Annotated in this window: 18 protein-coding genes; 6 read left to right on the top strand and 12 right to left on the bottom strand. The window is 71.4% G+C overall.

Features of this window, described 5'->3' with window-relative positions; genetic code table 11:
- Nucleotides 1-75: 75 nt before the first annotated feature.
- Both VGC13_RS05465 and VGC13_RS05460 read right to left on the bottom strand, forming a co-directional pair.
- On the bottom strand, nt 76-1,086 hold the full coding sequence (locus VGC13_RS05465) for a WG repeat-containing protein (RefSeq protein ID WP_331124207.1): 1,011 nt from the start codon (nt 1,084-1,086) through the stop codon (nt 76-78).
- A 68-nt stretch (nt 1,087-1,154) separates the two neighbouring features.
- Nucleotides 1,155-2,066 (bottom strand): NUDIX hydrolase, encoded by a 912-nt coding sequence (locus VGC13_RS05460; protein WP_331124206.1) that lies wholly within the window; start codon nt 2,064-2,066, stop codon nt 1,155-1,157.
- Nucleotides 2,067-2,274: 208 nt separating this feature from the next.
- Here VGC13_RS05460 and VGC13_RS05455 point away from each other — a divergent pair, with 208 nt between their 5' ends.
- Nucleotides 2,275-2,511: a hypothetical protein gene (locus tag VGC13_RS05455; RefSeq protein WP_331124205.1), complete on the top strand. Its 237-nt coding sequence runs from the start codon at nt 2,275-2,277 to the stop codon at nt 2,509-2,511.
- A 98-nt stretch (nt 2,512-2,609) separates the two neighbouring features.
- Here VGC13_RS05455 and VGC13_RS05450 read toward each other — a convergent pair whose 3' ends face one another.
- Both VGC13_RS05450 and VGC13_RS05445 read right to left on the bottom strand, forming a co-directional pair.
- Nucleotides 2,610-3,239: a hypothetical protein gene (locus VGC13_RS05450; RefSeq protein WP_331124204.1), complete on the bottom strand. Its 630-nt coding sequence runs from the start codon at nt 3,237-3,239 to the stop codon at nt 2,610-2,612.
- An 80-nt stretch (nt 3,240-3,319) separates the two neighbouring features.
- Nucleotides 3,320-4,813, bottom strand: a complete 1,494-nt coding sequence (locus VGC13_RS05445; RefSeq protein WP_331124203.1) for an Ig-like domain-containing protein — start codon at nt 4,811-4,813, stop codon at nt 3,320-3,322.
- 1,088 nt (nt 4,814-5,901) lie between these two features.
- On the opposite strand from VGC13_RS05445, the gene lon reads away from it, so the two are divergent.
- The 5 genes from lon (at nt 5,902) to VGC13_RS05420 (ending at nt 14,319) form a co-directional block, all read left to right on the top strand.
- The gene (lon, locus tag VGC13_RS05440) at nt 5,902-8,487 is read left to right on the top strand and encodes an endopeptidase La (protein WP_331124202.1); all 2,586 of its coding nucleotides are present in this window, start codon (nt 5,902-5,904) and stop codon (nt 8,485-8,487) included.
- 658 nt (nt 8,488-9,145) lie between these two features.
- Entirely contained in the window at nt 9,146-10,345 is a 1,200-nt protein-coding gene (locus VGC13_RS05435) for a serine hydrolase domain-containing protein (RefSeq protein WP_331124201.1), read from the top strand.
- 146 nt (nt 10,346-10,491) lie between these two features.
- On the top strand, nt 10,492-10,677 hold the full coding sequence (locus VGC13_RS05430) for a hypothetical protein (RefSeq protein WP_331124200.1): 186 nt from the start codon (nt 10,492-10,494) through the stop codon (nt 10,675-10,677).
- 1,012 nt (nt 10,678-11,689) lie between these two features.
- Entirely contained in the window at nt 11,690-13,339 is a 1,650-nt protein-coding gene (locus tag VGC13_RS05425) for an N-acetylmuramoyl-L-alanine amidase (protein WP_331124199.1), read from the top strand.
- Nucleotides 13,339-14,319 (top strand): NAD(P)H-quinone oxidoreductase, encoded by a 981-nt coding sequence (locus tag VGC13_RS05420; protein WP_331124198.1) that lies wholly within the window; start codon nt 13,339-13,341, stop codon nt 14,317-14,319. The genes VGC13_RS05425 and VGC13_RS05420 overlap by 1 nt, the downstream gene beginning before the upstream one ends.
- Before the next feature lie 128 nt (nt 14,320-14,447).
- On the opposite strand, the gene VGC13_RS05415 is transcribed toward VGC13_RS05420, so the two are convergent.
- The 8 genes from VGC13_RS05415 to VGC13_RS05380 all read right to left on the bottom strand — a co-directional run bounded on the left by VGC13_RS05415 (nt 14,448) and on the right by VGC13_RS05380 (nt 23,681).
- On the bottom strand, nt 14,448-14,915 hold the full coding sequence (locus VGC13_RS05415; protein ID WP_331124197.1) for a GNAT family N-acetyltransferase: 468 nt from the start codon (nt 14,913-14,915) through the stop codon (nt 14,448-14,450).
- A 92-nt stretch (nt 14,916-15,007) separates the two neighbouring features.
- Nucleotides 15,008-16,189 carry an acetoin utilization protein AcuC gene (locus VGC13_RS05410; protein WP_331124196.1) on the bottom strand — a complete coding sequence of 394 codons (1,182 nt, stop codon included), beginning with the start codon at nt 16,187-16,189 and terminating at the stop codon, nt 15,008-15,010.
- Nucleotides 16,186-16,857 carry a CBS and ACT domain-containing protein gene (locus VGC13_RS05405; RefSeq protein WP_331124195.1) on the bottom strand — a complete coding sequence of 224 codons (672 nt, stop codon included), beginning with the start codon at nt 16,855-16,857 and terminating at the stop codon, nt 16,186-16,188. Before VGC13_RS05405 ends, VGC13_RS05410 begins: the two co-directional genes overlap by 4 nt.
- A 79-nt stretch (nt 16,858-16,936) precedes the next feature.
- Nucleotides 16,937-17,410 carry a DUF3293 domain-containing protein gene (locus VGC13_RS05400; protein WP_331124194.1) on the bottom strand — a complete coding sequence of 158 codons (474 nt, stop codon included), beginning with the start codon at nt 17,408-17,410 and terminating at the stop codon, nt 16,937-16,939.
- Between the two features lie 10 nt (nt 17,411-17,420).
- Nucleotides 17,421-17,867, bottom strand: a complete 447-nt coding sequence (locus tag VGC13_RS05395; RefSeq protein ID WP_331124193.1) for a hypothetical protein — start codon at nt 17,865-17,867, stop codon at nt 17,421-17,423.
- Between the two features lie 514 nt (nt 17,868-18,381).
- A complete protein-coding gene (locus tag VGC13_RS05390) occupies nt 18,382-21,264 on the bottom strand; it encodes an insulinase family protein (RefSeq protein ID WP_331124192.1) in 2,883 nt (960 codons plus the stop codon).
- A gap of 513 nt (nt 21,265-21,777) precedes the next feature.
- Nucleotides 21,778-23,172 (bottom strand): CHAD domain-containing protein, encoded by a 1,395-nt coding sequence (locus VGC13_RS05385; RefSeq protein ID WP_331124191.1) that lies wholly within the window; start codon nt 23,170-23,172, stop codon nt 21,778-21,780.
- The gene (locus tag VGC13_RS05380) at nt 23,169-23,681 is read right to left on the bottom strand and encodes a SixA phosphatase family protein (protein WP_331124190.1); all 513 of its coding nucleotides are present in this window, start codon (nt 23,679-23,681) and stop codon (nt 23,169-23,171) included. The genes VGC13_RS05385 and VGC13_RS05380 overlap by 4 nt, the downstream gene beginning before the upstream one ends.
- Nucleotides 23,682-24,048 lie beyond the last annotated feature (367 nt).

Here is a 24,048-nt window from a genome sequence, read left to right as displayed (position 1 = left end):
TTCTGTTTCTCAGGATGTGGTGCGTCGCGGCGGAATTGGGCTCCCAACGGGCCGCAAGAAGCGTGACGGCGGGCGTCAGTCGTCGAACCAGCGGGCCACGTAGCGCCCCGTGCGGTCGATGTAGCCCACGGGGCGGCTGCCGAGCTCGGGGTGGCGCTGCGATACCCGCGCCAGACCGCCCTCGAAGGGGCCGGCCCAGTAGTCCCACGCGGGGGGAATGGCGATCTGCCCGCGCGTGTCGATGTAGCCGAACTTTCCCTCCAGCTCCACCGAGGCCAGCCCCTCGCTGAAGTGGACGGGGTCGCGCGCGCCGGGGACCGTGAACACCACCCGGCCGGTGCGGTCGATCCACGCGTAGTCGCCCTGGCCCTCACGCACGGGGGCCAGCCCGTCGCCGAACTCCCAGCACTCGTCGTAGCGGATGGGAACGGCCATGCGCCCCGCGTGGTCCACGTACCCGCACTTGCCGTCCAGGTACACGGCGGCCATGCCGTCGCGGTACCACGACACCCGGTCGTAGGCCGGAGTCACCACCCACCCTCCCCGCGTGTCGATGAACCCCCAGCGGCCGATGATCGCCACGCCGGCCCGCCCCTCCTTGAACTCGTCTGCGTCGTCGAAGCGCGCGGGGATCACCGTGTCGAGCCGCGCGTCCAGGTAGCCGATGCGCGCGCCCATGCGCAGGGGGAGCATCCCCTCCGAAAAGCGGAAGGTGTAGTCGCGCTTCTCCAGGGGAAACACCAGCCGGCCCGTGCGGTCGATGAGGCCCGACAGGGTGTCGCGCAGCACTGACGCGTAGCCCGAGCGGAACTGGCCGGCCGCGGTCCACCGCGGCTCCATCACCACGTTGCCGCGCAGGTCCGCGTACCCCTGAAGGTCTCCGCGCCCCACCACCACCAGCCCTTCGGACGGGTCCCCCACCACTTCGAACCGGGGCTCGATCACTAGGTTGCCGGCGCGGTCCATCAGCCCCATCGTCGGCCAGGATCCGTAGGGAAAGAGCTCAGGGGTCGAGGGCTGGCCGGCGGCGGGTGCGGCGCAGGCGAGGGCGGCGGCGAGGAGCAGGGGGCGTGCGGGGAGGCGCATGGGGACGGAGCGGGTGAAGGGGTGAAGGGGTGAACGGGTGAGTGCGCTTCGGCGGGGCGCGACGGCGTCTACTCGCTCGTTTCGCCGGGGACGATGATGGCGACGCCGTCCTCGCGCACGCGCATCACGGGAAGGATGACGGGCACCGGCGCGTCCGCCAGCGCGGCGAAGATCTCGTCCACCGAGCCGTACCCCGCCAGCCGCCGCAGGGTGTGCACCGTGGGGGGCAGCATCTTCAGCGAGCCGCTTTCGAAGAAGTGCACGGCGCCGCGGGCGGTGAGCCACACGCTCTCCGTCATCTCCGCCTCGTGCGGCGTGCAGACGGCGTCGGCCTTTACGCGCGCGAGAAAGAAGCGCGTGTCGTAGCGGCGCGGCTCCGGCTCGGGGGTAATCCAGTGCGCCAGGTACAGCAGGGCGTCGCCCATGATGCGCAGCCGGCGGGTGATGATCACCTGGCGCATGTCCACCACCTCCGCCAGCAGCGCCCGCCGCGCCACGTCCAGCGTCTCGAGCCCGCCCGGGTTGGTGGCGTCGTCGGCCACGCGGGCCAGCAGGATGCCGGTTTCCTCGAACCCCTCGCGCACCGCGGCGTTGACGAACGCCACGGCCTCGGCGGGATCGGTCACGCCCAGGCGGTCGGCCCACTGCATGGGCGTGGGGCCGTCCATCCGCTCCACCAGCGCAAGGTCGCGGTCTCCGTCGTCCACCACGCCGCCGGGAAACACCCACGCGCCCGCCGCGAACCCGCTGCGCTTGTGGCGCCGCAGCAGCAGCACCTCGGGCCCGTCGGCCGAGTCGCGCACCATCAGCACCGTAGCCGCCGGCCGCGTGGGGGCGGGCTCGAAGCCGCCGGTCCGCACCCGCTCCGCGAACCCCGCCGGCAGCGCGTCGGCGGGAATGGTGAACACGTTGGGATCGTCCGTGGCCCGGCGGGCGGCGGAGGCGGCGGAGGGGCGCTCGGGCGGCGTCGAGTTCGACACGGATGCTGGCTCGGGTCTGTACAAAGGATGCACACCGAAGGTACGCGGTGCACGCGGGGCGGCGAAAGCCCCGGCGCCCCCGCAAGGACCGGTGCAAACGCCGTGCTGGACTTGCCCTCCTTTCACGGCGTATTCTGCTTCAGGCCGCATTCGCGGCTCGCGCGGGGCGCCTCATGGCCCCGCCGCCCCTTCTTCCCGGAGGCCTTGCATGAAGAAGCTGAAGCTGGATCCCGACGCGCTGGCCGTGGAAAGCTTCGATGCGGAATCGGGGGCGGAGCGCCCGCGGGGCACGGTACGGGCGCGTAGCGAGGAGACCGACTTTCTCTGCGGCACCAACTTTCACAGCTGCGGATGGAGCGAGATCGACTGCCACACGCAGGAGTGCCGGACCGACTGGGTGACCTGCGGCGGCAACGGCTCCTGCTGCCCCGCCGTCTGCTGGTAGCCGGCGGAGCGGTCGGCGGATGGACGGCCGGCCCGGCTTCGCGTGGCGCGGAGCCGGGCCGGCCGTTTGGGTCGGGTGGATGGATGCCACGCGTGCGGCTACGGGTTCAGCCGCATCCCGAGCTGGAACATCCAGTCGTTCTGGTCCTGGCCGCGCCCGCCGGTGGCGCGGATGGGCAGGTTGCGCGCGTCGAAGCGGCTGGGCAGCCACCGCGCTTCGGCCGTGAACGACACCGGGCCGGGCCGTCCGGTGGTGAAGCCCAGGCCCACGTCGCCGGTAAGGTCCGTTACCCGGTCCCGCTGCTCCGCCAGGTCGAAGGTATAGCTCTTGACGCCGGCACCCAGGCGCAGCGTGGGGCGCACCGGCACCCCCCGCAGCGTGGGCGAGAGCACCACCCCCGCCGTGGGGATGAGCAGGGTGGCGCGGGTGGAGGTGCCGTTGACCGGCTGGCTTTCCATCGCGCCGCTCAGGTACAGGCGGGGCGTGGTGTACGTGAGGCCGCCGTACAGCTGAACCCAGGGCGTGCGCCGGGGTGCCACCCCCAGCTCCAGCCCCACGGCGGGGGCCGATTCCAGCTCCACGTCGGGGTTGCGCCCGTCCGCCACCGAGACCACCGGCAGCATGGGCTGGAACGCCCCCAGCGACGGGGTGACGCGCACGGCCGCCTGCGCCGGCAGCACGCCCGGCGCACCGAGCAGCAGGGCGATCAGGGCAGAGATTCGTTTCATGAGATGATGGGTCGGGTTCGAGTGGTCGGGGCTCCGGCGCGCGGGGCAGGGCCGCCGCGCGCCGGGATCCTTCGCGCGGGTCAGTTGAACGTCACCTGCACGCTCCTGTGCTGGCCGTCCGGAGCGGTGGCGCGCAGCGTAGCCGTGAAGCCGGGATAGCTGTAGAAGCAGGTGTACTCGACTCCCGAGACGTCGCGGGTTCCCTGGGCACCGCCGCAGCTCCACCCGCCCCAGGTGCCCGTCAGAGAGAAGGTGAAGTCCTCGACGCGCACGTTGCCATACTGATCCACGCCGCTGGTGCCCACGGTCACGTAGGAGTACGCCGGCGCGGTGATGGCCGCCGCGTCGAGCGGCGTAAAGCCGGCTCCGCTGTTGCGGTACAGTACCATCTGCACCAGCGACGCTCCGTTGATGAACACGTTTTCCGTGCGTCCGGCCGCCACCCCGTTGGGCAGCAACGCGCGGAACGAGATCGAGTGGGTTTGCCCCCAGGGCTGCAGATCCGTGGGGATCTGCCACTGCACCGTGGCGGTGCCGTCTTCGCCCGTGGTGACGGTGCTGGAGGACAGGGTGCCGACCGTCGTCTCGAAATGCACCCGCTGGTTCGCGATCGGCTGGCTGGCCTGGTCCAGCATCTTTACCGTGTAGCTGACGGTAGCCCCCGCGACGAGCTGCTCGCTGCCGGGCCGCGCGGAGAAGAAGGCAATCTGCCCCGAGTTGGTTACGCGCACGAGAAACGTGTCCGTGTGGCCTCCGGAGGCGACCGTGATGGTCGTCTCGCCCGCGAAGAGCGGCTCGACCTCGATGCGGCACGCACCCACCGACCGCGCCACGGCCACGGTCCGATCGGACGACCGCAGGGTGAGCGTCGGGCAAACCGCCTGGCCCAGCCCGTTGAACGCGCGCACGGACACGGCCTGCACCCCGGCGCGGCGGTCCGCCATCAGCGAGTCCGCCATCACCTCCAGGCTCCGCAGCTCGCCGCGGGGGTCCAGGGCCACCGTCACCTTGACGGACGCCGTGCTCGCGCCGGACGACACCGCCGTCACCGTAGCCATCCCCGGCCCCACGGCGCGCACCGTCCCGTCCACGTCCACCGTGGCCACGGACGCATTGCTGGTCCTGAACACCACCGCCGCGCCCTGCACCACCTGCCCGCCGGCGTTCAGCACCCGCGCCGCCATGGGCACCGCTTCGCCCACCACCAGGCCGACGCTGTCGTTCGCCACGGCCACGCGCAGCACCTGCGCGGTCACCGTCACCTTTACGGCGGCCTTGCCGGCGCCCGACGTGGCCGTCACGTTCGCCGTCCCCGGCGCCATCGCGCGCACCATGCCGTCCGTTCCCACCGTGGCGACCGACGCGTTGTCGGTGCTGTAGACCACCGCCTGCCCCTGCATCACCCGTCCGTCCTGGTCCACCACCTGTGCCGCGATCGGCGCCGCATCGCCCACCGCCAGCGCCATGGTGCCCGCGGCCACCGTCACGCCGGCCGGCTCCGGCAGCGAGACCGGCGACTCGTCGCAGGCCATCGCACCCAGCAGCAGCCCGAGCGCAAATCTCCTGATGTGCATGTGTGTCTCCCCATGAAATTACGTGAACGGATCGGTGCGAGTCGAATGCATCGCATCCAGGGCCGCTCTCCCGCAGGCATCTGGATGCGAACCCGCGCATCCACCTGAATGCCCCAAGTGAGCGTGACGAAACGCTAACCGGACCGGGCGAATACCGCAACAAATCAGGTTTTCACTTTCGCAAATCATCCTGTATCAATGGTTTGCGTGCAGAGCTTGCGAAAAACAGCAGCGGGCGTTACGGCGAAAAACCCGGGGAGGTATTGTCCCGCTTGGGACGTGCTTGTCTCAAATTGGCGCACTAAGCGCGGCCTTCTGGCCGGGTCCGCAGCCCACGCTGCCTGGAGCGTTCCCGCACCGCCAGGGATCTACAGCGAGGTCTTTGTGCTTGTGAGTGTGTTCAAATTCCCGAATTCCTGGTGGGTGTGCCAAACCCCCAAACTCACAAAGAAGCGAATGACTTCCTGAGGGAGCGCACCACGTGCAACCCGATTTCACACAACCACCTGCGCGCGACCGAAGGACCTCGTTTCGGTGGCGCAGGGGCCAGATCAGGGCACGGGACCAGCCCCGTCGTTCTGCTGGCGAGGTCCTTCGGTCGGCGCCAAGGTGCCTTCGTACCTGCAGATAGAGGCGCGGCGCCTCCCTCAGGAAGTCAAGCGGCCGGGTCGTAAAAACACACTCCAGGAGGGCGGCAGTGCCCGCCTTCTGCCTGGGCACCGTTCTGCTCTCCCCTCTCCGCGCGCAGTTTGCGCGGGAGGGGGTCCGAGTCGAAAGCGTCCGCTGCCACGACGAAGCGGGCGGAACGGGCGGTCCGGGTGTATCATGCATCGGCTGCATCATCCCTGCTGGACGAAGCTTGTGCCATGGCGGCAGTAGAGCGCCGAAGCGGCACGCCCACGCGCGACCTACGGCCGGAATGGCAGATACCCCTCGGGAGTACGTTAACTCCAGATGAGAAGCGGAGTTAGCGTGCAACGGAATGGTGGAACGGGGGTATGGAGGCGCGGCAGGGAAGATGCGAAGAAGGGTTGGCAGCAGGCGGCGGGCACACAGCCGGCCGCAACCGATTGAAGAAGCGAGACACGATGAGCGAAAAGACGATGCTGCCGGTGCTCCCGCTGCGGGAGACGGTCATCTTTCCCGGGACCGCCGTGCCGATCTCGGCCGGGCGCCCGGGTACGCTGCAGGCCGTGGAGTCCGCGCTGGCGGGCGACCGGCGCATGCTGGCGATCGCGCAGAGGGAGAACCGGGACGAGGTAGAGCCCGACAACCTGTACACGGTGGGCACCATCGTGCGCATCGCCCAGGTGCAGAAGGGCGGCGGCGGCGTTCAGCTGCTGATTCACGGCGAGTCGCGCGCGCTGGCGCTGCAGTACGTGAACACCCCGGGCAAGGGCCTTACCGCCCACGTCCGCGAGATGTCGGAGCTGGCCCCGGTGAACCCCGAGGACCCGGCGTTCCTGGCGCTGTACCGCGAGCTGCGCGACCGCGCCGCCGAGCTGGGGCGCCGCCGCGGCATCCCGGCCGAGATGCTGCAGCAGATCATGGAGGGCGTCACCGACCCGGGCCCGTTCGCGGACCTGGTGGCGTTCTACGTCGAGATGGGCTCCGAGGCCAAGCAGAAGCTGCTGGAAAGCCTTTCGGTGGAGGAGCGGCTGCGCTCGCTGCTGCTGATCGTGCAGCGCCAGCTGGCGCTGATGGAGGCGCAGGAAGAGATCCAGCAGCAGGTGCAGGAAGAGCTGGGCGAGCGCCAGCGCGAGATGCTGCTGCGCGAGCAGATGAAGGCCATTCAGCGCGAGCTGGGCGAAGAGGACGAGGGCGCCGAGCTGGAGGAGCTGCGCCAGAAGCTGGACGCGCTGGAGCTCCCCGAGAGCGCCCGTGAAGAGGCCGACCGCGAGCTGGGGCGCCTGGAGCGCACCAACCCGCAGAGCGCCGAGTACCAGGTCATCCGCACCTACCTGGAGTGGATGGCGGACCTGCCGTGGAACGTGCGCACGGAAGACTCGCTGAACCTGGCCAGCGCCGAGGAGATCCTGCACGAGGACCACTACGGCCTCGAGGACGTGAAGGACCGCGTGCTGGAGTTCCTGGCCGTCCGCCAGCTGGCCGCGCGCCGCGCCGAGGCCGAGGTCAAGGAGGACGCGGCCATCGAGGCCGACGCGCTGGAGGACACCGAGGCGGAGCGCACGCCCGAGGTGCTTGAGAAGGAGATCGCCGAGGCCAAGGCCAAGGCGACGGCCAAGGGGCCCATCCTTCTGTTCGCCGGGCCTCCGGGGGTGGGCAAGACCAGCATCGCCAAGTCCATCGCCCGCGCGCTGGGCCGCAAGTACGTGCGCATTGCCCTGGGCGGCGTGCGCGACGAGGCCGACGTCCGCGGCCACCGGCGCACGTACGTGGGCGCCATGCCCGGACGCATCGTGCAGGCGCTCAAGCAGGCCAAGGCCCGCAACCCGGTGATCCTGCTGGACGAGGTGGACAAGCTGGGCGTCAGCTACCAGGGCGATCCGTCCAGCGCCCTGCTGGAGGTGCTCGACCCGGCGCAGAACCACGAGTTCACCGACCACTACCTGGGCGTGCCGTTCGACCTGAGCGAGGTGCTGTTCATCGCCACGGCCAACTACACGCAGAACATCCCGGCGCCGCTGTACGACCGCATGGAGGCGGTGGAGTTCCGCGGCTACACCGAGATGGAGAAGAAGAACATCGCCCAGACCTACCTGCTGCCCCGCCAGACGGAGCAGGCCGGGCTGCACGAGGGCGAGCTGGAGGTGACGGAGCCGGCGCTGGTGAGCGTGATCAGCGAGTACACCCGCGAGGCGGGGGTGCGGCAGCTGGAGCGCGAGCTGGGCAAGGTGGCCCGCAAGGCCGCCCGCCGCATCGCCACCGGCGGCACCGACCACGTGACGGTGGAGCTGGACACGGTGAAGGACTTCCTGGGCCGCACGCGGGTGCACCCGGAGCGGGCCGGCGCCGAGGACCTGCTGGGCGTGGCCACGGGGATGTACTACACGCCGATGGGCGGCGACATCATGTTCATCGAGGTGTCGGCGCAGCAGCGGGCGCCGGTGGCCGCCGCGGCGGGCGAGCCGGAGCAGGCCCAGCCGGGCTTCGGCAACCTGGTGCTGACGGGGCAGCTGGGCGACGTGATGAAGGAGTCGGCCCGGGCGGCGCTGACGTACGCACGCGCCAACGCCACGCGCTACGGCATCGACCCGCGCAAGGCGTGGGGGTCGGAGCTGCACATCCACGTGCCGGCGGGCGCCATTCCCAAGGACGGCCCCAGCGCGGGAGTGGCCATGACCACGGCGCTGGTCAGCGCGCTCAGCGGCACGCCGGTGCGCAACGACGTGGCCATGACGGGCGAGGTCACGCTGACCGGCCGCGTGCTGCCGATCGGCGGGGTGAAGGAGAAGCTGCTGGGCGCGCACCGCGCCGGCATCCGCGCCATCATCCTGCCCAAGGAGAACGAGGCGGACCTGGACGACCTGCCGGCCGACATCCTGGAGCAGATGGAGGTGCACCCGGTGGAGTCCATCGACCAGGCGCTCTCCATCGCCCTGCGGGGCGCGTCGATGAGCGAGGGGCGGCTTCGCTTTCCCGAGCTGCCGCTTACGCCGGGCGCCGGCGCGCGCGGCGTGGAGGGCGAGGCGAGGCTGCACGTTTCTCGCTGAACTGCAGGGAATAGGGAACAGGGAATAGGGAATAGCCTGCAACTGCTCCCGTGACGGACGGCCCCCGGAGGATCATCCTCCGGGGGCCGTTTTCGTGCGCGCGGGAGCGCGTGAACTCGCCGCCTCGCCGGAAACCCCGCAAACCACGTGGGCCTCCACCGCACACCGCCGCCTCCGTGCGGCGCACACCCGTCGGCGAAGGCCGACATCGCGTTTTCCCAGCCGCGAATTCATTCGCCCCGGCCGGTCACGCGGGGCCATCCGCCCGCGCGGACTCGCCGCGCCGGCCGCAGGATCTACTTTCCGCCCCGCTGGTCCCATCGTGCGCGGCCCGCCTCGATTCCACGGCTGGCGCAGGCGGATTTCGCGCCTGGTCCACGTGTGGCGGCGCCCCGCGAAAACGAACGTATCTTATTTATTTGCATCGCGTTATCTGTAGTTTTTCTCAATGACGTCGCACATTGATCCGGCGCCTATGACGGTGGTGCATGGTGATGTTGCAATCCGCATGGGGACTGTGCAATCTGCATCCGGGGCCGTGTTCACATGACACGCCTAAGTCGAGTTTCTTGACAAGGGTACGCGGCTTCCATTACTCTGCTATTCCCACTCCGAATTCGTTTCGTTGTTCTCAATCACGGCAACGCAGGTCGTACTCATGCACTTGCCCGTCATGCTGGGTCTCGCGGCGATTCTCAACGCCGCGCCCACGGACCCCACCGACCCCCCCGGGGCCGCGCGGCGCCTGCCGGAGCACGCGCTGTCGTCGGCGGCCGAGGCCGGCCTGAGCTCCACCGCCCTCACGCGCGCCGAAGAGGCGGTGTGGGACGAGATCAACCGCGGCTCGTTTCCCGGCGCTTCGCTGGCCGTGGGCCGATGGGGACACGTGGTGCTGGAGCAGGGGATGGGGCGCGTGGGCGCGGGCGGCGCGGAGGTGGACCCCGACCGCACCGTCTACGACCTGGCCTCGCTCAGCAAGGTGGTGGGCACCACCACGGCGGTGATGCTGCTGGTGGAGGACGGCAGGATGTCGCTGGACGACCCGGTGCAGGCGTACCTGCCCGAGTTCACGGGCTACAACAAGGACCGCGTCACCATCCGCCACCTGCTCGCGCACACCAGCGGCCTTCCCGCCGGCAGCGACGCCAGCGGCTCGACGCCCGAAGAGTCGCTGCTGCGGCTGATGCGCGTGCCGCTGGAGAGCTCGCCGGGAATGCGGGTGGAGTACTCGGACGTGGGCTTCATCATCCTGTTCGCCGCGGCCGAGCGGGCCGCGGGCGAGCCGCTGTACCGCCTGCTGGACCGCCGCGTCTTCGAGCCGCTGGGCATGCTGTCGACCACGTACGTGATGGGCGAGGGGTGTCTGCGCTGCGCCGGCACCTCGCGCACCCGCGGCGACGCGTACCGTGGCAAGGTGCACGACCCCATCTCGCGGCGGCTGGGCGGCCTCTCGGGCAATGCGGGGCTGTTCTCCACGGCGCACGACCTGGCGCGCTTCGCGCGGATGATGGCCAACGGGGGGCAGCTGGACGGAGTGCAGATCTTCCGCTCGTCCACGGTGCGGACGTTCACGCAGCGGCAGCCGGGAAGCGGCACGCGGGCGCTGGGATGGGACACGCCGGGCGCGCCGGGGACGGGCGCCTCGGGGACGCGGGTGTCGGACCGGTCGTTCGGGCACACGGGGTTCACGGGCACTTCCATCTGGATCGACCCGGAGCGCGGCACCTGGGTGGTGCTCCTGGCCAACCGCACCTACGAAGAAGGCCCCAACCGCATGCAGGCGCTTCGCCGCACGCTGCACGACCGCGTGGCCGACGCGGTGCGCGGCGACGGGGGGTACGCGGCGGGCTCGCAGTAGCGGGGTCGCACGGGAGGATGTCTGTGACACCGCGTCCGGGGTTCGGGCGCGGTGTTTGCTTTGAGGTTGGACAAACTCCGCTACATCAGCCGAACGGGCTGGTGCAGGCCGCCGGTGCAACCGCGTTTTCGGGGAGGTTTACCCCCATGTCCACCGATCAGGAAGCCGTCCGCGAGCTGCTGGGACCGCTGGCCGACCTGCCCTCGCCGCCCTCGCCCGACGACCGCGACGACGCGGGCGAGGCCACCGGGGGCATCATCCCCGGCACCGGCCGCCGCTCCGAAGACCATCAGCCGCTGCCGCCCGCGCAGAACAGCGAGTCCGGGCAGTAGCCGCTTCGTTCCGGCGCGACGCGCACCCTCCGTCTCCCTGCGAGGCGGAGGGTGTTTTGCCTGGGGCTGGCTCCGGAACGGAATGGGCTCCCAGAGGCCACACAGGCCTCAGAGGGAGAGTGTGGGCGTGTCCTTCCGAGGCTTGCCGCCCGCACTCGCCCTCCACACCGATCTGTCATTCCGAGGCCCGCCCACACCACACCGTCTGCTCGCGCTGTTGGTCGCAGGGCCGAGGAATCTGCTCTCGGGTGCCTGGAGGCCGGACGCGGCAGCCCCGCACCACGGCTGCGGATGGCACGTCCGCCCGACGAGGCCCGGTTCGGTCGTATCCCCCGGAGCCTTTTGTCCGGCCGTGTCGTGGCCGCGCGTTCGGTGCGGGGCTGCCGCGAACACGTTCGAGCCGGCCGAGAGTAGATCCTTCGGCCCTGCAACCCGCGGTGCGAGGGGATGGGCAGACGTGGCCGGGCCTCAGGATGACAACTCTTCTGAGGTTGTCCCCATGCCCCGCCCTCCGCACCGATTCTGTCATTCCGAGGCCCGCCCACACCACACCGTCTGCTCGCGCTGTGGTCGCAGGGCCGAGGAATCTGCTCTCCGATTTCTGGAGGCCGGACGCGGCAGCCCGCACCACGGCCGCGGACGGCACTTCGTCCGACGAGGCCCGGTTCGGTGGCATCACCCGGAGCCTTTTGTCCAGCCGCGTCGTGGCCGCGCGTTCGGCGCGGGGCTGCCGCGAACACGTTCGAGCCGGCCGAGAGTAGATCCTTCGGCCCTGCAACCCGCGGCGCGAGGGGATGGGGGCAGACGTGGCCGGGCCTCAGGATGACAGGTTTCGGGGTGGTGGCGGAGGGGACGGACCGCACTCTGGCGGGGCGGGTGACTGCGTGGACGGGCGGATTTCATCCGCTGAAAACGGAGTTGCCCGCAGCTTGCATGGGGAAGGGGCGAGAGCTGGCGACGCGGGGGAGCGCAGGCTTCCCCGCTTTTCTCACCCGTCCCTGAAAGTCCTGTGATGGATCGCACGATCGCATCCCTTGCGCTGCTGACGCTGGCCGCCGCCTGCGGCCCCAGCGGACCTTCCACCGGCCCCGCACCCGTGGACACCCTCCGCATCGGCACGGGGGCCGGCGCGGGCACGGGGCGCATCGAGCGCCTGGTGTACCAGCCGGTGAGCCCCGCGCTGCCGGCCATCCCGGCGGTCAACGGCGCGCTGGCCATCCGCGTCACGCACCCCACGCAGGGGCAGGCGCGCCCGCGCGTGGACTCCACCTTCATCTACGGCACCGTGGGCACGGGGCAGGCGGCGCTGGAGATCAACGGCACGGCCGTCCCCGTGGCGCCCAACGGCGCCTTCATCGCCTACCTGCCCATGCCCCAGGACGGCACCTGGCGGCTGCGCGCGCAGCGGGGCGCCGAAGAGGTCACGCAGTCCGTCTCGTACGCCACGCCGTCCACGGGCACGGGAAGCACCGGCGGCAACGCCCCGTCCACCAACGCCGTCTACGCCACGCCGCGCCTGGGCACCGTCACCGGCGGGGCGGACACGCTGGCGACCGGCTCCGACGCCATCTACGCGCGCCCCACCCCCACCGGCACCTACCGCTGGTTCTTTCCCCGCGGCGCGCGGCTGGCCGTGGCCGAGCGGCGCGGCGACCAGTACCGGGTGCGGCTGGGCGGGGAGACGGACGCCTGGATCGACGCCTCCGCCCTGACGCTGGCCGACACCACCTCCGCCGCGCCGCAGCCGGGGCCGGTGAACGCCGGCATCGCCGCCTCGGCGGACGGGCTCAACGTGCGCATCCGCGCCGGCGGCCGGCCCTTCCTGGTCGAGACCTCGGAGACCGGCGCCGCCATCACCGTGTACGGCGCCAACGGCGGTACGCTGACGCCCGCGACGCGGTTCGGCGGCTGGTTCCGCGCGGCCGAGCAGACGGCCGTGGCGGGGGGAACGCAGATCGCGCTCACGCTGGCCGGCGGGGCCTGGGGATACAAGGCGTGGTACGAGGCCAACGGCGACCTGACCGTCCGCGTCCGCCGCCCGCCGACTATCGATCCCGCCAACCCGCTGCGGGGGCGGCGCATCGTCATCGACCCCGGCCACCCGCCCGCGGGCGCCACGGGGCCCACGGGGCTGTACGAGGGCGACGCCAACCTGGCCATCTCGCTGCCGCTGGCGGCAAAGCTGCGCGCCGCCGGGGCCGAGGTCATCCTGACCCGCACCGGCCGCGAGGGGCTGGTCAGCAGCACCAACAGCGGTGAGGAGCTGCGCGCGCGCGTGGCGCTGGCCGTCAGCCGCGACGCGGAGATGCTGATCTCGGTGCACAACAACGCATTCGGCGAGGGCGCCAACCCGTTCCGCGCCCAAGGCACCAGCGTCTATTACTTCCACCCGTTCGCCGCCGCGCTGGCGCGGGAGCTGGACCGGGAGATCGTCGCCGTGACGCGCATTCCGGACATCGGCGCGCGGCAGCAGAACCTGGCGCTGGCGCGGCCCACCTGGTTTCCCGCCACGCTCACCGAGTCGCTGTTCATGCCCATCCCCGAGCAGGAGGCCGCGCTGCGCGACCCGGCGTTCGTGGAGCGGCTGGCGGACGCGCACGTGCGGGGGATCGAGGCGTTCCTGCGCGCGCGGGCGGCGGCGCAGGCGGGGGGCGGCCGCTGATGCGCGCCGTCGTCATCGGCAAGCCGGGGGGGCCGGAGGTGCTGTCGCTGGAAGACCGCCCGGTGCCGCAGCCCGGCCCGGGCGAGATCCGCGTACGCGTGCACGCCAGCGCCCTGAACCGCGCGGACCTGCTGCAGCGCCGCGGCAGCTATCCCGCGCCCCCCGGCGCGCCGGCCGACATCCCCGGCCTGGAGTACGCGGGCGAGGTGGACGCGGTGGGCGAGGGCGCCGGCCTGTGGGCGGTGGGGAACCGGGTGATGGGGATCGTGGGCGGCGGCGGGCACGCGGAGTACGTGGTCGTGCACGAGCGCGAGGGCATCCGCATTCCCCAGAACCTGAGCTGGGAAGAGGCGGCGGCCATCCCCGAGGTGTTTTTGACCGCTTACGACGCGCTCTTTCGCCAGCTGGACCTTACCATGGGCGAGCGGCTGCTGATCCTGGCCGTGGGAAGCGGCGTGGGAACCGCGGCGCTGCAGCTGGCCAGCGCGGCGGGCGCCACGGTGATCGGCACGTCGCGCACGGCCGGCAAGCTGAAGCGGGCGCAGGAGATGGGGCTGGAGATCGCGATCGACACCGGCAAGGAGGACCTGGCCGAGGCGGTGAACCAGGCCACCTACGGCAGCGGCGTGCACGCGGTGCTGGACCTGGTGGGCGGCAAGCTGCTGGAGGCGTCGCTGCGGGTGGTGGCGCTGCGGGGGCGCGTGGTCGTCGTCGGCACGACGGGGGGCGCAAACGTGCAGGTGGACCTGGGACTGCTGCTGCGCCGCCGCATTCACCTGTTCGGCACCGTGCTGCGCAGCCGGCCGCTGGAAGAAAAGATCGCGCTGGCCCGCGAGTTCTCCAACGCGGTGCTGCCGCTGATCTCGTCGGCCCGCATCAGGCCCGTGGTCGACTCGGTCTTTCCCATGGCCGACATCCGCAAGGCGCACGAGCGGATGGAGGAGAACGCCAGCTTCGGCAAGATCGTGCTGACGTGGTAAGGATCGAAAGATCAACTGCGCAAGGGTACAGAGGAGCAGAGAAAAGCCAGAGGAGCAGAGGAAATGCGGTCCTCTGTTCCTCTGGCTTTTGTCTGTTCCTCTGTACCCCAACCTGCTGTTGCGAAGCCTTACGACGCCTCTGCAGCCCCGGGTGCGAGCTCGAGCTCCATCTCGAACTCGGGCGAGTACATGGTGGCGGGGCGAAAGCGGTAGCCGGCCTTCTGGTAGCTGCGCACCGCCGCGCGGTTGTGCGGCTCGACCGACAGCCACAGGCGGTCCAGGTCAAGCGTGCGCGCCAGCTCGGCCGACAGGCGGTTGACCTGCGTGCCCATCCCGCGGCCGCGCACGCTCTCGTCCAAAAAGATGGCGTACTCGCGCACCCCCTGCTTCCCCGTGGGCATCAGCATGGCGTGGCCCACCAGCTTTCCCTCCACCTCCACGATCAGGTGGTCGCCGCCGGCCAGCACGCCCTCGAGCCAGCGCGCCACGCGCTGCGGGCCCTCGGGCGGCAGCCCCTGCGCGGCGCGCTTGGGCTGAAAGGCGTCGTAGAACGCATCCAGCAGCGGGCGGTCTTCCGCCCTGTACGGTCGTACCATGAACACACGTCCCTCCCTGTCCCGGAGGGTTGCGGGTAGCGCCAGGCCCCGGATGGGCATGGCGGGCGGCGCGGGCGGCTCGACCGTCATCGTCAGAACCCCAGTCCCCAGCCACGGATGAGCGGCAGCGCCTGCCGCCGCAGCGATTCCAGCGTGCGCCGGTTGGTCGCCTCGATCTCTTCGCGGCGCGGCACCGGCTTGTGGTCCTCCTCGGCGTCGCGGACGTACGGCGGCAGCATCACCGGCGCCTCGCCCTGCCAGCGGTTCAGCCAGGCGTGGGGGATGTGGTTGGGCACCTGCTGCCCGCTCAGCACGCCCCACACCAGCGTCCACGCGCGCGGCACCACCTCCCAGATGGCGTATCCGCCCCCGCCCGTGGCGATGACGCGTCCCCCGCACACCGCGTCCGCCGCCTCGCAGACGATCCGCGTGGTTTCCTCGAACAGCCGGGTCGACGCGCGCAGGTGGGTCAGCGGGTCCAGCGAGTGGCCGTCGCAGCCGGACTGCAGGACGACGACGTCGGGGCGGTACGCCTCCATCACCTCGGGGATCAGCCTGCGGTGGATGTCGAGCCACGAGTCGTCCTCGGTGAACGCCTCCAGCGGCACGTTCAGCGAGTAGCCGTAGCCGTCGCCCTCGCCCAGCTCGTCCACGAACCCCGTCCCGGGGAACAGGTATCGCCCGGACTCGTGCAGCGAGAGCGTCATCACGTCGGGATCCTCGTAGAAGATCCCCTGCACGCCGTCGCCGTGGTGGGCGTCGTAGTCGATGTACAGCACCTTGCCGCCGTGCTCGCGCCGGATCCACGCGATGGCCGCCGCCAGGTCGCTGTACACGCAGAAGCCGCTGGCCCGGTCGCGGTGCGCGTGGTGCAGCCCGCCGCAGATGCTGAACGCGCGCTTCACCTCGCCGCCCATCACCAGCTCCGCCGCGCGGATGGTGGCGCCGGCGACCAGCGACGTGATCTCGTGCATCCCCGGAAAGATGGGGGTGTCGTCCGTCCCCAGGCCGTAGCGCATGGCGCCGGCGCGGTCGGCGCCCCCGCTGAAGCGCCGCACCGCGTCCAGGTACTCGCGGCTGTGCACCGCCAGCAGCTCGGCGTCGGTGGCCACGCGCGGCGCCACCACCCGCGCCTGCGTTCCGTCGATCAAGCCCAGCGCCTCGATCAGCGAGACGGCCAGCTCCAGCCGGCGGGGGTTGAAGGGGTGGTCGGGGCGGAACTTGTAGCCGGTGACGGCCGGGTCCCAGACCAGCGCGCTGGATACCCGGCTCACGCGGCGCCCCCGGCGCGCAGGTCCGTCTCGAGCGAGGGCCACCCCACCTCGAACCCCGCCGCCTCCAGCGCGCCGATGGTCTCGCGCGGGTCGATGGTGTTCACGTGGACGATGGCCACCCGCGCCTCTCCCGGCGTTCCCGGCGGCACCATCAGCGAGCAGACGTTCACGCCCCGCTCCTCGCCGATCACGCGCATGGCCCTGGCCAGCTCGCCCGCCCGGTCCGCCAGGGCGATCTCCAGCCGGGAGCTGGCGTTGGCGGGGCCCAGGATCTCGACGAACGCGTCCAGCACGTCGCTCTCGGAAAGGATGCCCAGCACGGCGCCGTGCGCGTCGACCACCGGCAGCGCGCCGATGCGGCGGCGGCGCATGAGCTTGGCCGCGTCCTCGACCGTGTCCAGCGGGCCGATGGTGGCCACCTCGGCGCGCATCACCGCGCTGACGGGGGTGCGCTCCAGGAACGCCATCCGCTCGTCGTCGGGGACGGTGAGGGGCGAGGGAAGGGCCGTCCGCACGTCGCGGTCCGACACCATCCCCACCAGCTCCCCCTCGTCCACCACCGGAAGGTGGCGGATGCGGCGCTCGCGGGTAAGCCGCAGGGCGTCCGCGAGGGAATGGCGGGGCGAAACCACGACGGGGTCGTGGGTCATCCGCTTCTTGACCAGCATGTCTGTCTTGGGATGCTTCGGGCGCGGGCGCGGCGGGCCGCCCGCTGGGGACGGCGCGCCCGCGGTTACACGGAACGGATCAGAGCTCGATCTTCTGCCCGGGAAGGCGGTCCGCGAAGCGGGCGCGGGTGCACACCAGCGACACGGCGCCGGTGGCGTCGACCCAGACCACCGCGTTCTGGCCAAAGACCAGCCCCAGCTCCACCAGCAGCGGCCGCACGTCGCCCAGCAGCAGAAAGCCGGGCTCCTCCCACTCGTCGGCGCCGGGCGCCGTTCCGCGGGCCATGGTGCGGCGAAAGGGCACCCCCAGCGAGCGGACGTGGCGAAGCAGCTCCTGGTCCGCCGCGCGGTTCTCGTCGGGGGTGCGGGCGATGGAGGCCGGGTTGTACGCCGTGACGATGCCCGACGGGCGCAGCTGCGTGTCGGCGGGCTCGCCCAGGCGCACGTCGGCCGTGCCCGCCGCCAGGTCCACGGTCCAGACCGTGGCGCGGTAGGCGTCCAGCAGCTCGGCGTCGTTGACGAGCGTGGCTTCGGTTGCGGTAGACGGGACCAAGGCGTGCTTTTCAGTAACGGTTTTCGCGCGCGAGCGCGCCGGATGCGTCGTAGACGCGGAGAACGTTGGCGCTGCCGTCGTAGTCGGCGTCGATCAGCTGGTAGGCCAGGGCGCCGCCGCGGTACACCTCGACCATGTCGGCGCGGCCGTCGCCGTTGCGGTCGCTCCAGGCGGCCACGGGGCGCGAGCCGCCCATGAAGCGCACCATGCGCGGGCGGGCGGCGCCCATGTCGCGGGGCATGCCCTCGCCCACGGCGCGAATGCCGTCCAGCCCCTCGTCGGCGCCGCGGAACCAGGCGCCCAGCGAGCCGCGCCAGCCGCCGCCGAGCTGCGACGAGGCGGGCATCTGGGGCATTTCACGAGACGGCGGCGACCAGTCCTGCTGCGCGCGCAGCTTCACCGCCGTGAGGACCGCGAGGGCCACTACCGCGGCGGCCAGTCCGTACGAGCGTCGCATGAGCAACCTCTTGATCGGGGTTCCTGAACGATACATGCCTACCCAGCCCCTGCGCCAGTGTTCCGTTTTGGCGTGTACGTAGCGGGTGGCTGGACGGGTGCGCCGGCGGGCGTCCGGGATGCCGGAATCGGATGGAAAGGACCGTGGGATTTGGGGCGTGTCCCTTCGCTGCGCTCCAGCCGCGGAGGCCCGGCGCACCCCCCTGTACACCGCGGCGCGGATTTGGGTGCACGGGCGGGTTCCCGTCCCCCGGCTCCTTCCGGCCGGGGATCGCGGCTCAACGAATTGAATCGAGCTGGCGCCCGCGGGGTGCCCCTCCCCCGGCCCCTCCCCGTTCGTTCCTCACGGAGAGGGGAGAATTCGAGCGCGTTGCGGCAGGGTGAGGGCTGCGTCGGCGGGCGACCCCTCCGCTCGCCCGGGCCCGGCATCCCCCCAGGACTGCGTCCGCTTGCGGGAGGGTGCGAGCCTCGGCGAGCGGGGGAGGGTCTCTCCGCGGGCGCAGTCCGGTGCGTCCTTACGGGCTCGGCGGGCTCGCCGGTCCCCCCGCCGGCGCGGCGCCGGCCTCCGGCACCAGCGACACCTGCACGCGGCGCGACGGGTCCAGGTACAGGCGCGCGGCGGCCTGGATGCGCGCGGACGAGAGCTCGGGGCCCACGGGGTTCTCGGTGATCAGGCGCACGTCCCAGCCGTGGCGGTCGTACTCCATCAGCCGCCCCATCCACCACCCGTTCTCGCGCAGCGCCGTCTCGCGCGAGCGGCGAAACGCCTCGCGCACCTTGTCGACCACGTCGCGCGGCACCCCCGCGGCGCGCACGGTGTCGATCTCGGCCATCACCACCCGCACCAGCTCGTCCACCCGCTCCGGCGCCGAGCCGAAGTCGATGCTGAACTGGTAGCGCGGATACGGGTCGCGCGCCACGCCGCCCGACACGCCCACGGTGTAGGTGCCGCCCAGCTCCTCGCGCAGCTTCTCGCGCAGGCGAATCTCCAGCGCCTCGCCCAGGGCGCTCATGTCGGCCGAGGCCTGGCGCGAGAACTGGGCGGGGCCGGTAAAGACCAGCACCGTGCGCGCCTTGGGCTCCACGCCGCGCCGCACGGTCTGCCGCACCACGCCGGCGGGCGGGCGGATGCCGACGTCGCGAAAGGTCTCTCTCGCGCCGGTGCCGGGAAGGCTGGCCAGGTACGTCTGCACCAGCGGCCGCAGCGAATCCGGGGTGAAGCGGCCCACGAAGTAGAAGGTGAAGTCGCCCGCGTCGGCGAAGCGCTGGCGGTAGATGGCCAGCGAGCGGTCCACGTCCAGCGAGTCGAACGTGGCGGTGGTGAACGGGCGCGTGCGCGGGTGCCGCTGGGTAAGGATGGCCGTCAGCGTGTCGCCAAAGGCGGACTCGGGCGTGACGTCGCGGTTGCGCAGCGACTCGCGGCCACGCTGCAGGTACGCCTCCCACGCCGTCGTGTCGCGCCGCGGCTGGGTAAAGTACAGGTGGACGAGCTGGAACAGCGTCTCCACGTCGCGGGGCGCCGCGTAGCCGCTCATCCCCTCCGAGAGGTCGCCCAGGCTGGGGCCCACGGAGGCGGCCTTCCCCGACAGCCGCTTCTGCAGGTCGGTGAGCGACAGGCCGCCCACGCCGCCCAGCTGCACCGCCGCCGCCGCCGTGCGCCCGTACAGGTACGCGCTGTCGGCCAGCAGCGAGAGGCCGCCGGGGCTGGTGGCGGCGAACAGGATCTCGTCGTCCTTGAAGTCGGTGGGCTTGAGCACCACCCGCGCGCCGTTACTGAGCGTCCAGCGCACCACGCCCACCTCGGTGGTGGAGTCTTCCTCCACGATGCGCCCCGGCGCCGGCACGCGGGCCAGCAGCGGCGCGTCGGAGACGGTCTCGGTCCACGCGGCCAGCTCCGAGCGCGCGACGGAGTCGGCGACGAAGGCCAGCCGCGCCTCGCGGGGGCGCTCCAGGCCGGCGCGCTCGGGCCCGCTCACCAGCACCACGCGGTCGCGCAGGGCGGCGTAGCGGCGGGCGGCGGCGTTCACCTCGTCCAGCGTGACGGTGGGGATGACGGCGCGGTTGACGGCGTACTCGTCCTCCAGCGTCCGCAGCGGGCCGGCGCGAAGGAAGTGGTCGGCGTACTGCCCCGCGAAGGCACCGGAGCTGGTCTTCGCGCGCTCGGCGTAGATCTGCTCCCACATCCGCAGGAGCTCCGCCTTTTCGCGCTCCAGCTCGGCGGCGGTAAAGCCGTGGCGCGCCGCGCGCTCCAGCTCCGCCACCAGCGCGCCCAGCCCCCGCTCCGCCCCGCCTTCCGCCACCGCCGCGTTCAGCACCAGCGTCTCCACCGGGCGCAGCGAGCCGCCCTGGTACGATCCCACGTCGATGAAGGGCGCGTCGGGCTTCAGCGTGATGTCCTGCAGCCGGTCGCCCAGCAGCCCCGAGAACATGCCGTCCACGATGGCGCGGCGCAGCTGTTCCGGCGTGGTGTCGGGGTGCGCGGGCATCATCCAGTTGATGGACACCTCCGCCCGCGGCACCTCGGGGTCCACCGTCACCATGTAGCGCGTGCTGTCGGGGAAGGGCACCGCCGTCTCCGGCCGCTCCGTCCGGGGCGCGGCCGGGATGCCGCCGAACTCCTGGCGGATGCGCTCCTCCATCTGGCGCGGGTCGAACGCGCCCACGGCCACCACCGCCATCAGCTCCGGCCGGTACCAGCGCGCGTAGAAGCGGCGCAGCGTCTCGGGCGCAAAGGTGCGCAGCGTCTCCAGGTCGCCGATGGGAAGGCGCTCGGCGTAGCGCGAGCCGGCGAACAGGAAGGGGAACTGGCGGTCGCTGATGCGCGCGCCGGCGCCCCGCGAGCGGCGCCACTCCTCGATCACCACCCCGCGCTCCTTTTCGATCTCCTCCGCGTCCAGGCTGATGCCGTCGGCCCAGTCGCGCAGGATCTGCAGCCCCGTCTCTACCACGCCCGCACTGTCGGTGGGCAGCTGCAGCATGTAGACGGTCTCGTCGAAGCTGGTGTAGGCGTTGATGTCGGGGCCAAAGCGCATGCCCACGCGCTCCAGGTAGTCGACGATCTGGTGCTTTTCGAAGCGGCGCGTGCCGTTGAAGGCCATGTGCTCCAGGAAGTGCGCCAGCCCGCGCTGGTCGTCGTCTTCCAGCACGGAGCCGGTGTTCACCACCAGGCGCAGCTCGGCGCGGTCGCGCGGCTCGTCGTTGCGGCGCACGTAGTAGGCAAGCCCGTTGGGCAGCACGCCGCGGATGACGGTGGTGTCGCCCGCCGGCACCGGGAACGCGGCGTCGGCCGGCGCCACGACGGCGGACGGCGGCGGGCTGGCGGGCGGCGCGGCCGCGGGATCGGCGGAGGCGCACGCGGCGAGCGCGGCGGCAAGCGGAACGGCGCGCAAGATACGCATCGACAACGGATTCGGAGGATGTGGATTCGCGGATGACGAACGCCGCGCGGTGCTACCTCCGCGCCCGGCGCGGGTTCCGTACCAGAGGATGCGGAGGAAAAGATCGAGGACGCGGATAAAGGTCCACGTCCTCTCTCTGTTCCTTCGCGCGCCGAGAGAGCAATCCCTGATACCAGACCCTGGAAAAGAATGATCGTACAGAGGAACAGAGTCAGACAGAGAAAGCGAGCTGAAACATCATCTTGGCTCCTCTGTCTGACTCTGTTCCTCTGTACCCATAAAGGTGTTGTTTTTCCGGATCCGGTATGAGCGACAGGGCCAGACCTGGGTTTCGATCCAGCCCATTCGTGCTGCCGGCCAGATCCTGAAGTCAATCTGAGGTCCTCGCGTCGGTGAAAAGCATCACGCGGAGGCGCGGAGGAAAAGGATGAGGACGCGGATGAAGGCTTTCTCCGCGTCCTCGATCTTTTCTCCGCGACTGCCGCGTGAGACTGCTTAACCGGAGCCGGATGATCAGCTTGCCAGGTTGACGTTCACGTACTCATCCTCGCCCGTGACGTCGCGGTCGATGGCGTCGCGCAGCCAGTCGGGGATCTGCACGTCATGGTCTTCCGACGGAAGCTCGATCTCGGCGAGGACCAGGCGGCGGCCGCGGAAGCGGTCGATCTCCCACGTAAGGCCGCCGTCCGGCACCTTGAAGCGCAGCTTGCGGATGCGCCGGCCCTTCGTCAGCGGCCAGAGGCGGCGGAAGGTGGATTCGTCCGCCTCTTCCTCCACCTCGGTGCGGGCGAGGCCGGAGCCCAGCTTGACGGTGCGGTAGTAGCGCGCCGGCTCGCCCGCGCGGCGCACGCGGCGCACGCGCTCCTGCAGCCGCTCGCCGGGAAGGTAGCCCTGCGCAATCTCCGTCCGCACGGCGCCCTCGGGCAACGCGGGCATGCGCCGCAGCAGGTACTTGCGTTCGATCTCGCGGTCCGCGCCGCCGCCCCGCATCTGCGCCGCCACCGCGTCCACCCGCTCGAACAGCTCCGCCGCGCGCCCCCCCAGGAACGCCTCCGACGCCTCCGCGAACAGCCGCTCCGTCTCCGCCTTTGCCGCCGCGGCCAGCGCGTCCAGGCCGGGAAGCGGATCGGGATCGGGGCGCGGATCCATCGCCTCCGCCTCCGCGCGCTCCGACGCGATCAGCTGGCCAGCCACGTGGGCGTCGTGCATCTCGCCCAGCGTGTCCTGCATCCGCTTGATGCGCTTGACGGCCCAGGCGGCGTCCGGCAGCTCGTCCGCGAACGGCTCCAGCAGGTACCGCAGCCGCTTGGCGCTGATGCGGCCCTCGTGCAGCTGCTCCTGCTGCTCGACGGAGCCGGATGCATCCAGCCTCTGCCGCAGCTCTTCCGCGTGCGCGGTCACCAGGTCCGCGGCGACGGCGCCCATCTGCGGCGCTTCGCGCGGGTCGGCGGCGGAGACGTGCGCCTGGTACGTGGACAGGCGCCGCGCCAGCCGCTTGCGCTCGCGGCCAAAGTCGTGCGCCACCTCCTTGCGAAGGTCACGGTCCAGCTTTTCCTGCCGCGTGCGCAGCCGCTCCAGCAGCCAGTCCAGCCCCGCCCGCTCCGCGTCGGACAGATCGTCGCGGCGCGCCTCCATCCAGCCGATCATCACCTCGCCGTCACGGCTGGCACCGGTGGCGGCCGCCAGCGCCTTGAGCCGCCGCCGGTCCTTGCCGCCGATGGACTCTTCCAGCTGCGCCGCGTACGCGCGGACGGTGCTGCGCAGGCGGCGCAGGCCCACGCGAAAGTCGTGCAGCGCCTCGGTGTCGCCCGCGTCGTCCAGGCGCACGCGGCCGGCCTGCGCCTCGTCCAGAAAGCGCAGGGCCAGGTGGCGTGCGGCGCGGTGGGCGCCCAGCTGCAGCAGGCTCATTCGCCTTCCGCCAGCCAGCGCAGCTGCCGCGGGGCGATCGCCCACACCAGCACCGCGTTCCCTCCGGACGGGGGATCGTCGAACTCCAGGAGCACGGCGCCCCCCTTCTTGAGCTCCACGAACGAGTCGTTGCGCCCCGTCAGCAGCCACCCCACCAGAAAGCCCAGGTGCGGCTCGTGCCCCACCACCGCCACGGTGTCGCCCAGCTGGTGCGAGCGCAGCCACCCCAGCAGCTCGTCGGGCCGCCGCTCGGGCGAAAGCTCTTCCAGGGTGATGACCTCCATCCCCCCATAGGCCTTGGATACGATCTCGGCCGTCTGCGCGGCGCGCACCAGCCGCGAGCTGGCCAGCACCGTCAGCCTGGGCATGATGCGCCGCAGCCCGCGGACGGCGGTGCGCATCCGCTTGCGGCCTTCGTCCGTCAGCGGGCGCTGGGTGTCAGGCTGCCCGCTGGCCGCGAACGAGTCGCGGTCCTCGGCCACGCCGTGGCGAATCACCAGCAGCTTCATCGCGATCTCCTCATCGTCGTCATCCTCTCACGTCCCCGTTACAAACAGAGGCAGACCTCGGGCCGCGGGGGTTGGCGGGGTGCCCCTCCCCCGGCCCCTCCCCGTTCGTTCCTCACGGAGAGGGGAGAATTCGGGCGTGGCTTCGGAGGGGTTCGGCGCGTGCGGCGGGCGCCCCCACCGGCTCGCCCAGGCTCGCCACCTCCCCCAAAACTGCTGGGGGAGGTTGGGGTGGCCGAAAGGCGGAGGCTCGGCGAATTGCATCGAACTGCGTCCGCGGGGTGCCCCTCCCCCGGCCCCTCCCCGTTCGTTCCTCACGGAGAGGGGAGAATTCGATCCCGCTCCGGGCAACCTGTCGAGCGCGTCACCC

The organism is Longimicrobium sp. (assembly GCF_036399255.1).
In the GTDB taxonomy this organism is placed as follows: domain Bacteria; phylum Gemmatimonadota; class Gemmatimonadetes; order Longimicrobiales; family Longimicrobiaceae; genus Longimicrobium.
This window is presented reverse-complemented; position numbering and strand designations above follow the sequence as displayed.

Coding starts and splice junctions, on each gene's coding strand:
- VGC13_RS05430 (WP_331124200.1), top strand. CDS start 10,492: ATGTCCACCGATCAGGAAGCCGTCCGCGAGCTGCTGGGACCGCTGGCC.
- VGC13_RS05415 (WP_331124197.1), bottom strand. CDS start 14,915: ATGGTACGACCGTACAGGGCGGAAGACCGCCCGCTGCTGGATGCGTTC.
- VGC13_RS05435 (WP_331124201.1), top strand. CDS start 9,146: ATGCACTTGCCCGTCATGCTGGGTCTCGCGGCGATTCTCAACGCCGCG.
- VGC13_RS05390 (WP_331124192.1), bottom strand. CDS start 21,264: ATGCGTATCTTGCGCGCCGTTCCGCTTGCCGCCGCGCTCGCCGCGTGC.
- VGC13_RS05465 (WP_331124207.1), bottom strand. CDS start 1,086: ATGCGCCTCCCCGCACGCCCCCTGCTCCTCGCCGCCGCCCTCGCCTGC.
- VGC13_RS05420 (WP_331124198.1), top strand. CDS start 13,339: ATGCGCGCCGTCGTCATCGGCAAGCCGGGGGGGCCGGAGGTGCTGTCG.
- VGC13_RS05405 (WP_331124195.1), bottom strand. CDS start 16,857: ATGCTGGTCAAGAAGCGGATGACCCACGACCCCGTCGTGGTTTCGCCC.
- lon (WP_331124202.1), top strand. CDS start 5,902: ATGAGCGAAAAGACGATGCTGCCGGTGCTCCCGCTGCGGGAGACGGTC.
- VGC13_RS05395 (WP_331124193.1), bottom strand. CDS start 17,867: ATGCGACGCTCGTACGGACTGGCCGCCGCGGTAGTGGCCCTCGCGGTC.
- VGC13_RS05455 (WP_331124205.1), top strand. CDS start 2,275: ATGAAGAAGCTGAAGCTGGATCCCGACGCGCTGGCCGTGGAAAGCTTC.
- VGC13_RS05385 (WP_331124191.1), bottom strand. CDS start 23,172: ATGAGCCTGCTGCAGCTGGGCGCCCACCGCGCCGCACGCCACCTGGCC.
- VGC13_RS05380 (WP_331124190.1), bottom strand. CDS start 23,681: ATGAAGCTGCTGGTGATTCGCCACGGCGTGGCCGAGGACCGCGACTCG.
- VGC13_RS05450 (WP_331124204.1), bottom strand. CDS start 3,239: ATGAAACGAATCTCTGCCCTGATCGCCCTGCTGCTCGGTGCGCCGGGC.
- VGC13_RS05425 (WP_331124199.1), top strand. CDS start 11,690: ATGGATCGCACGATCGCATCCCTTGCGCTGCTGACGCTGGCCGCCGCC.
- VGC13_RS05445 (WP_331124203.1), bottom strand. CDS start 4,813: ATGCACATCAGGAGATTTGCGCTCGGGCTGCTGCTGGGTGCGATGGCC.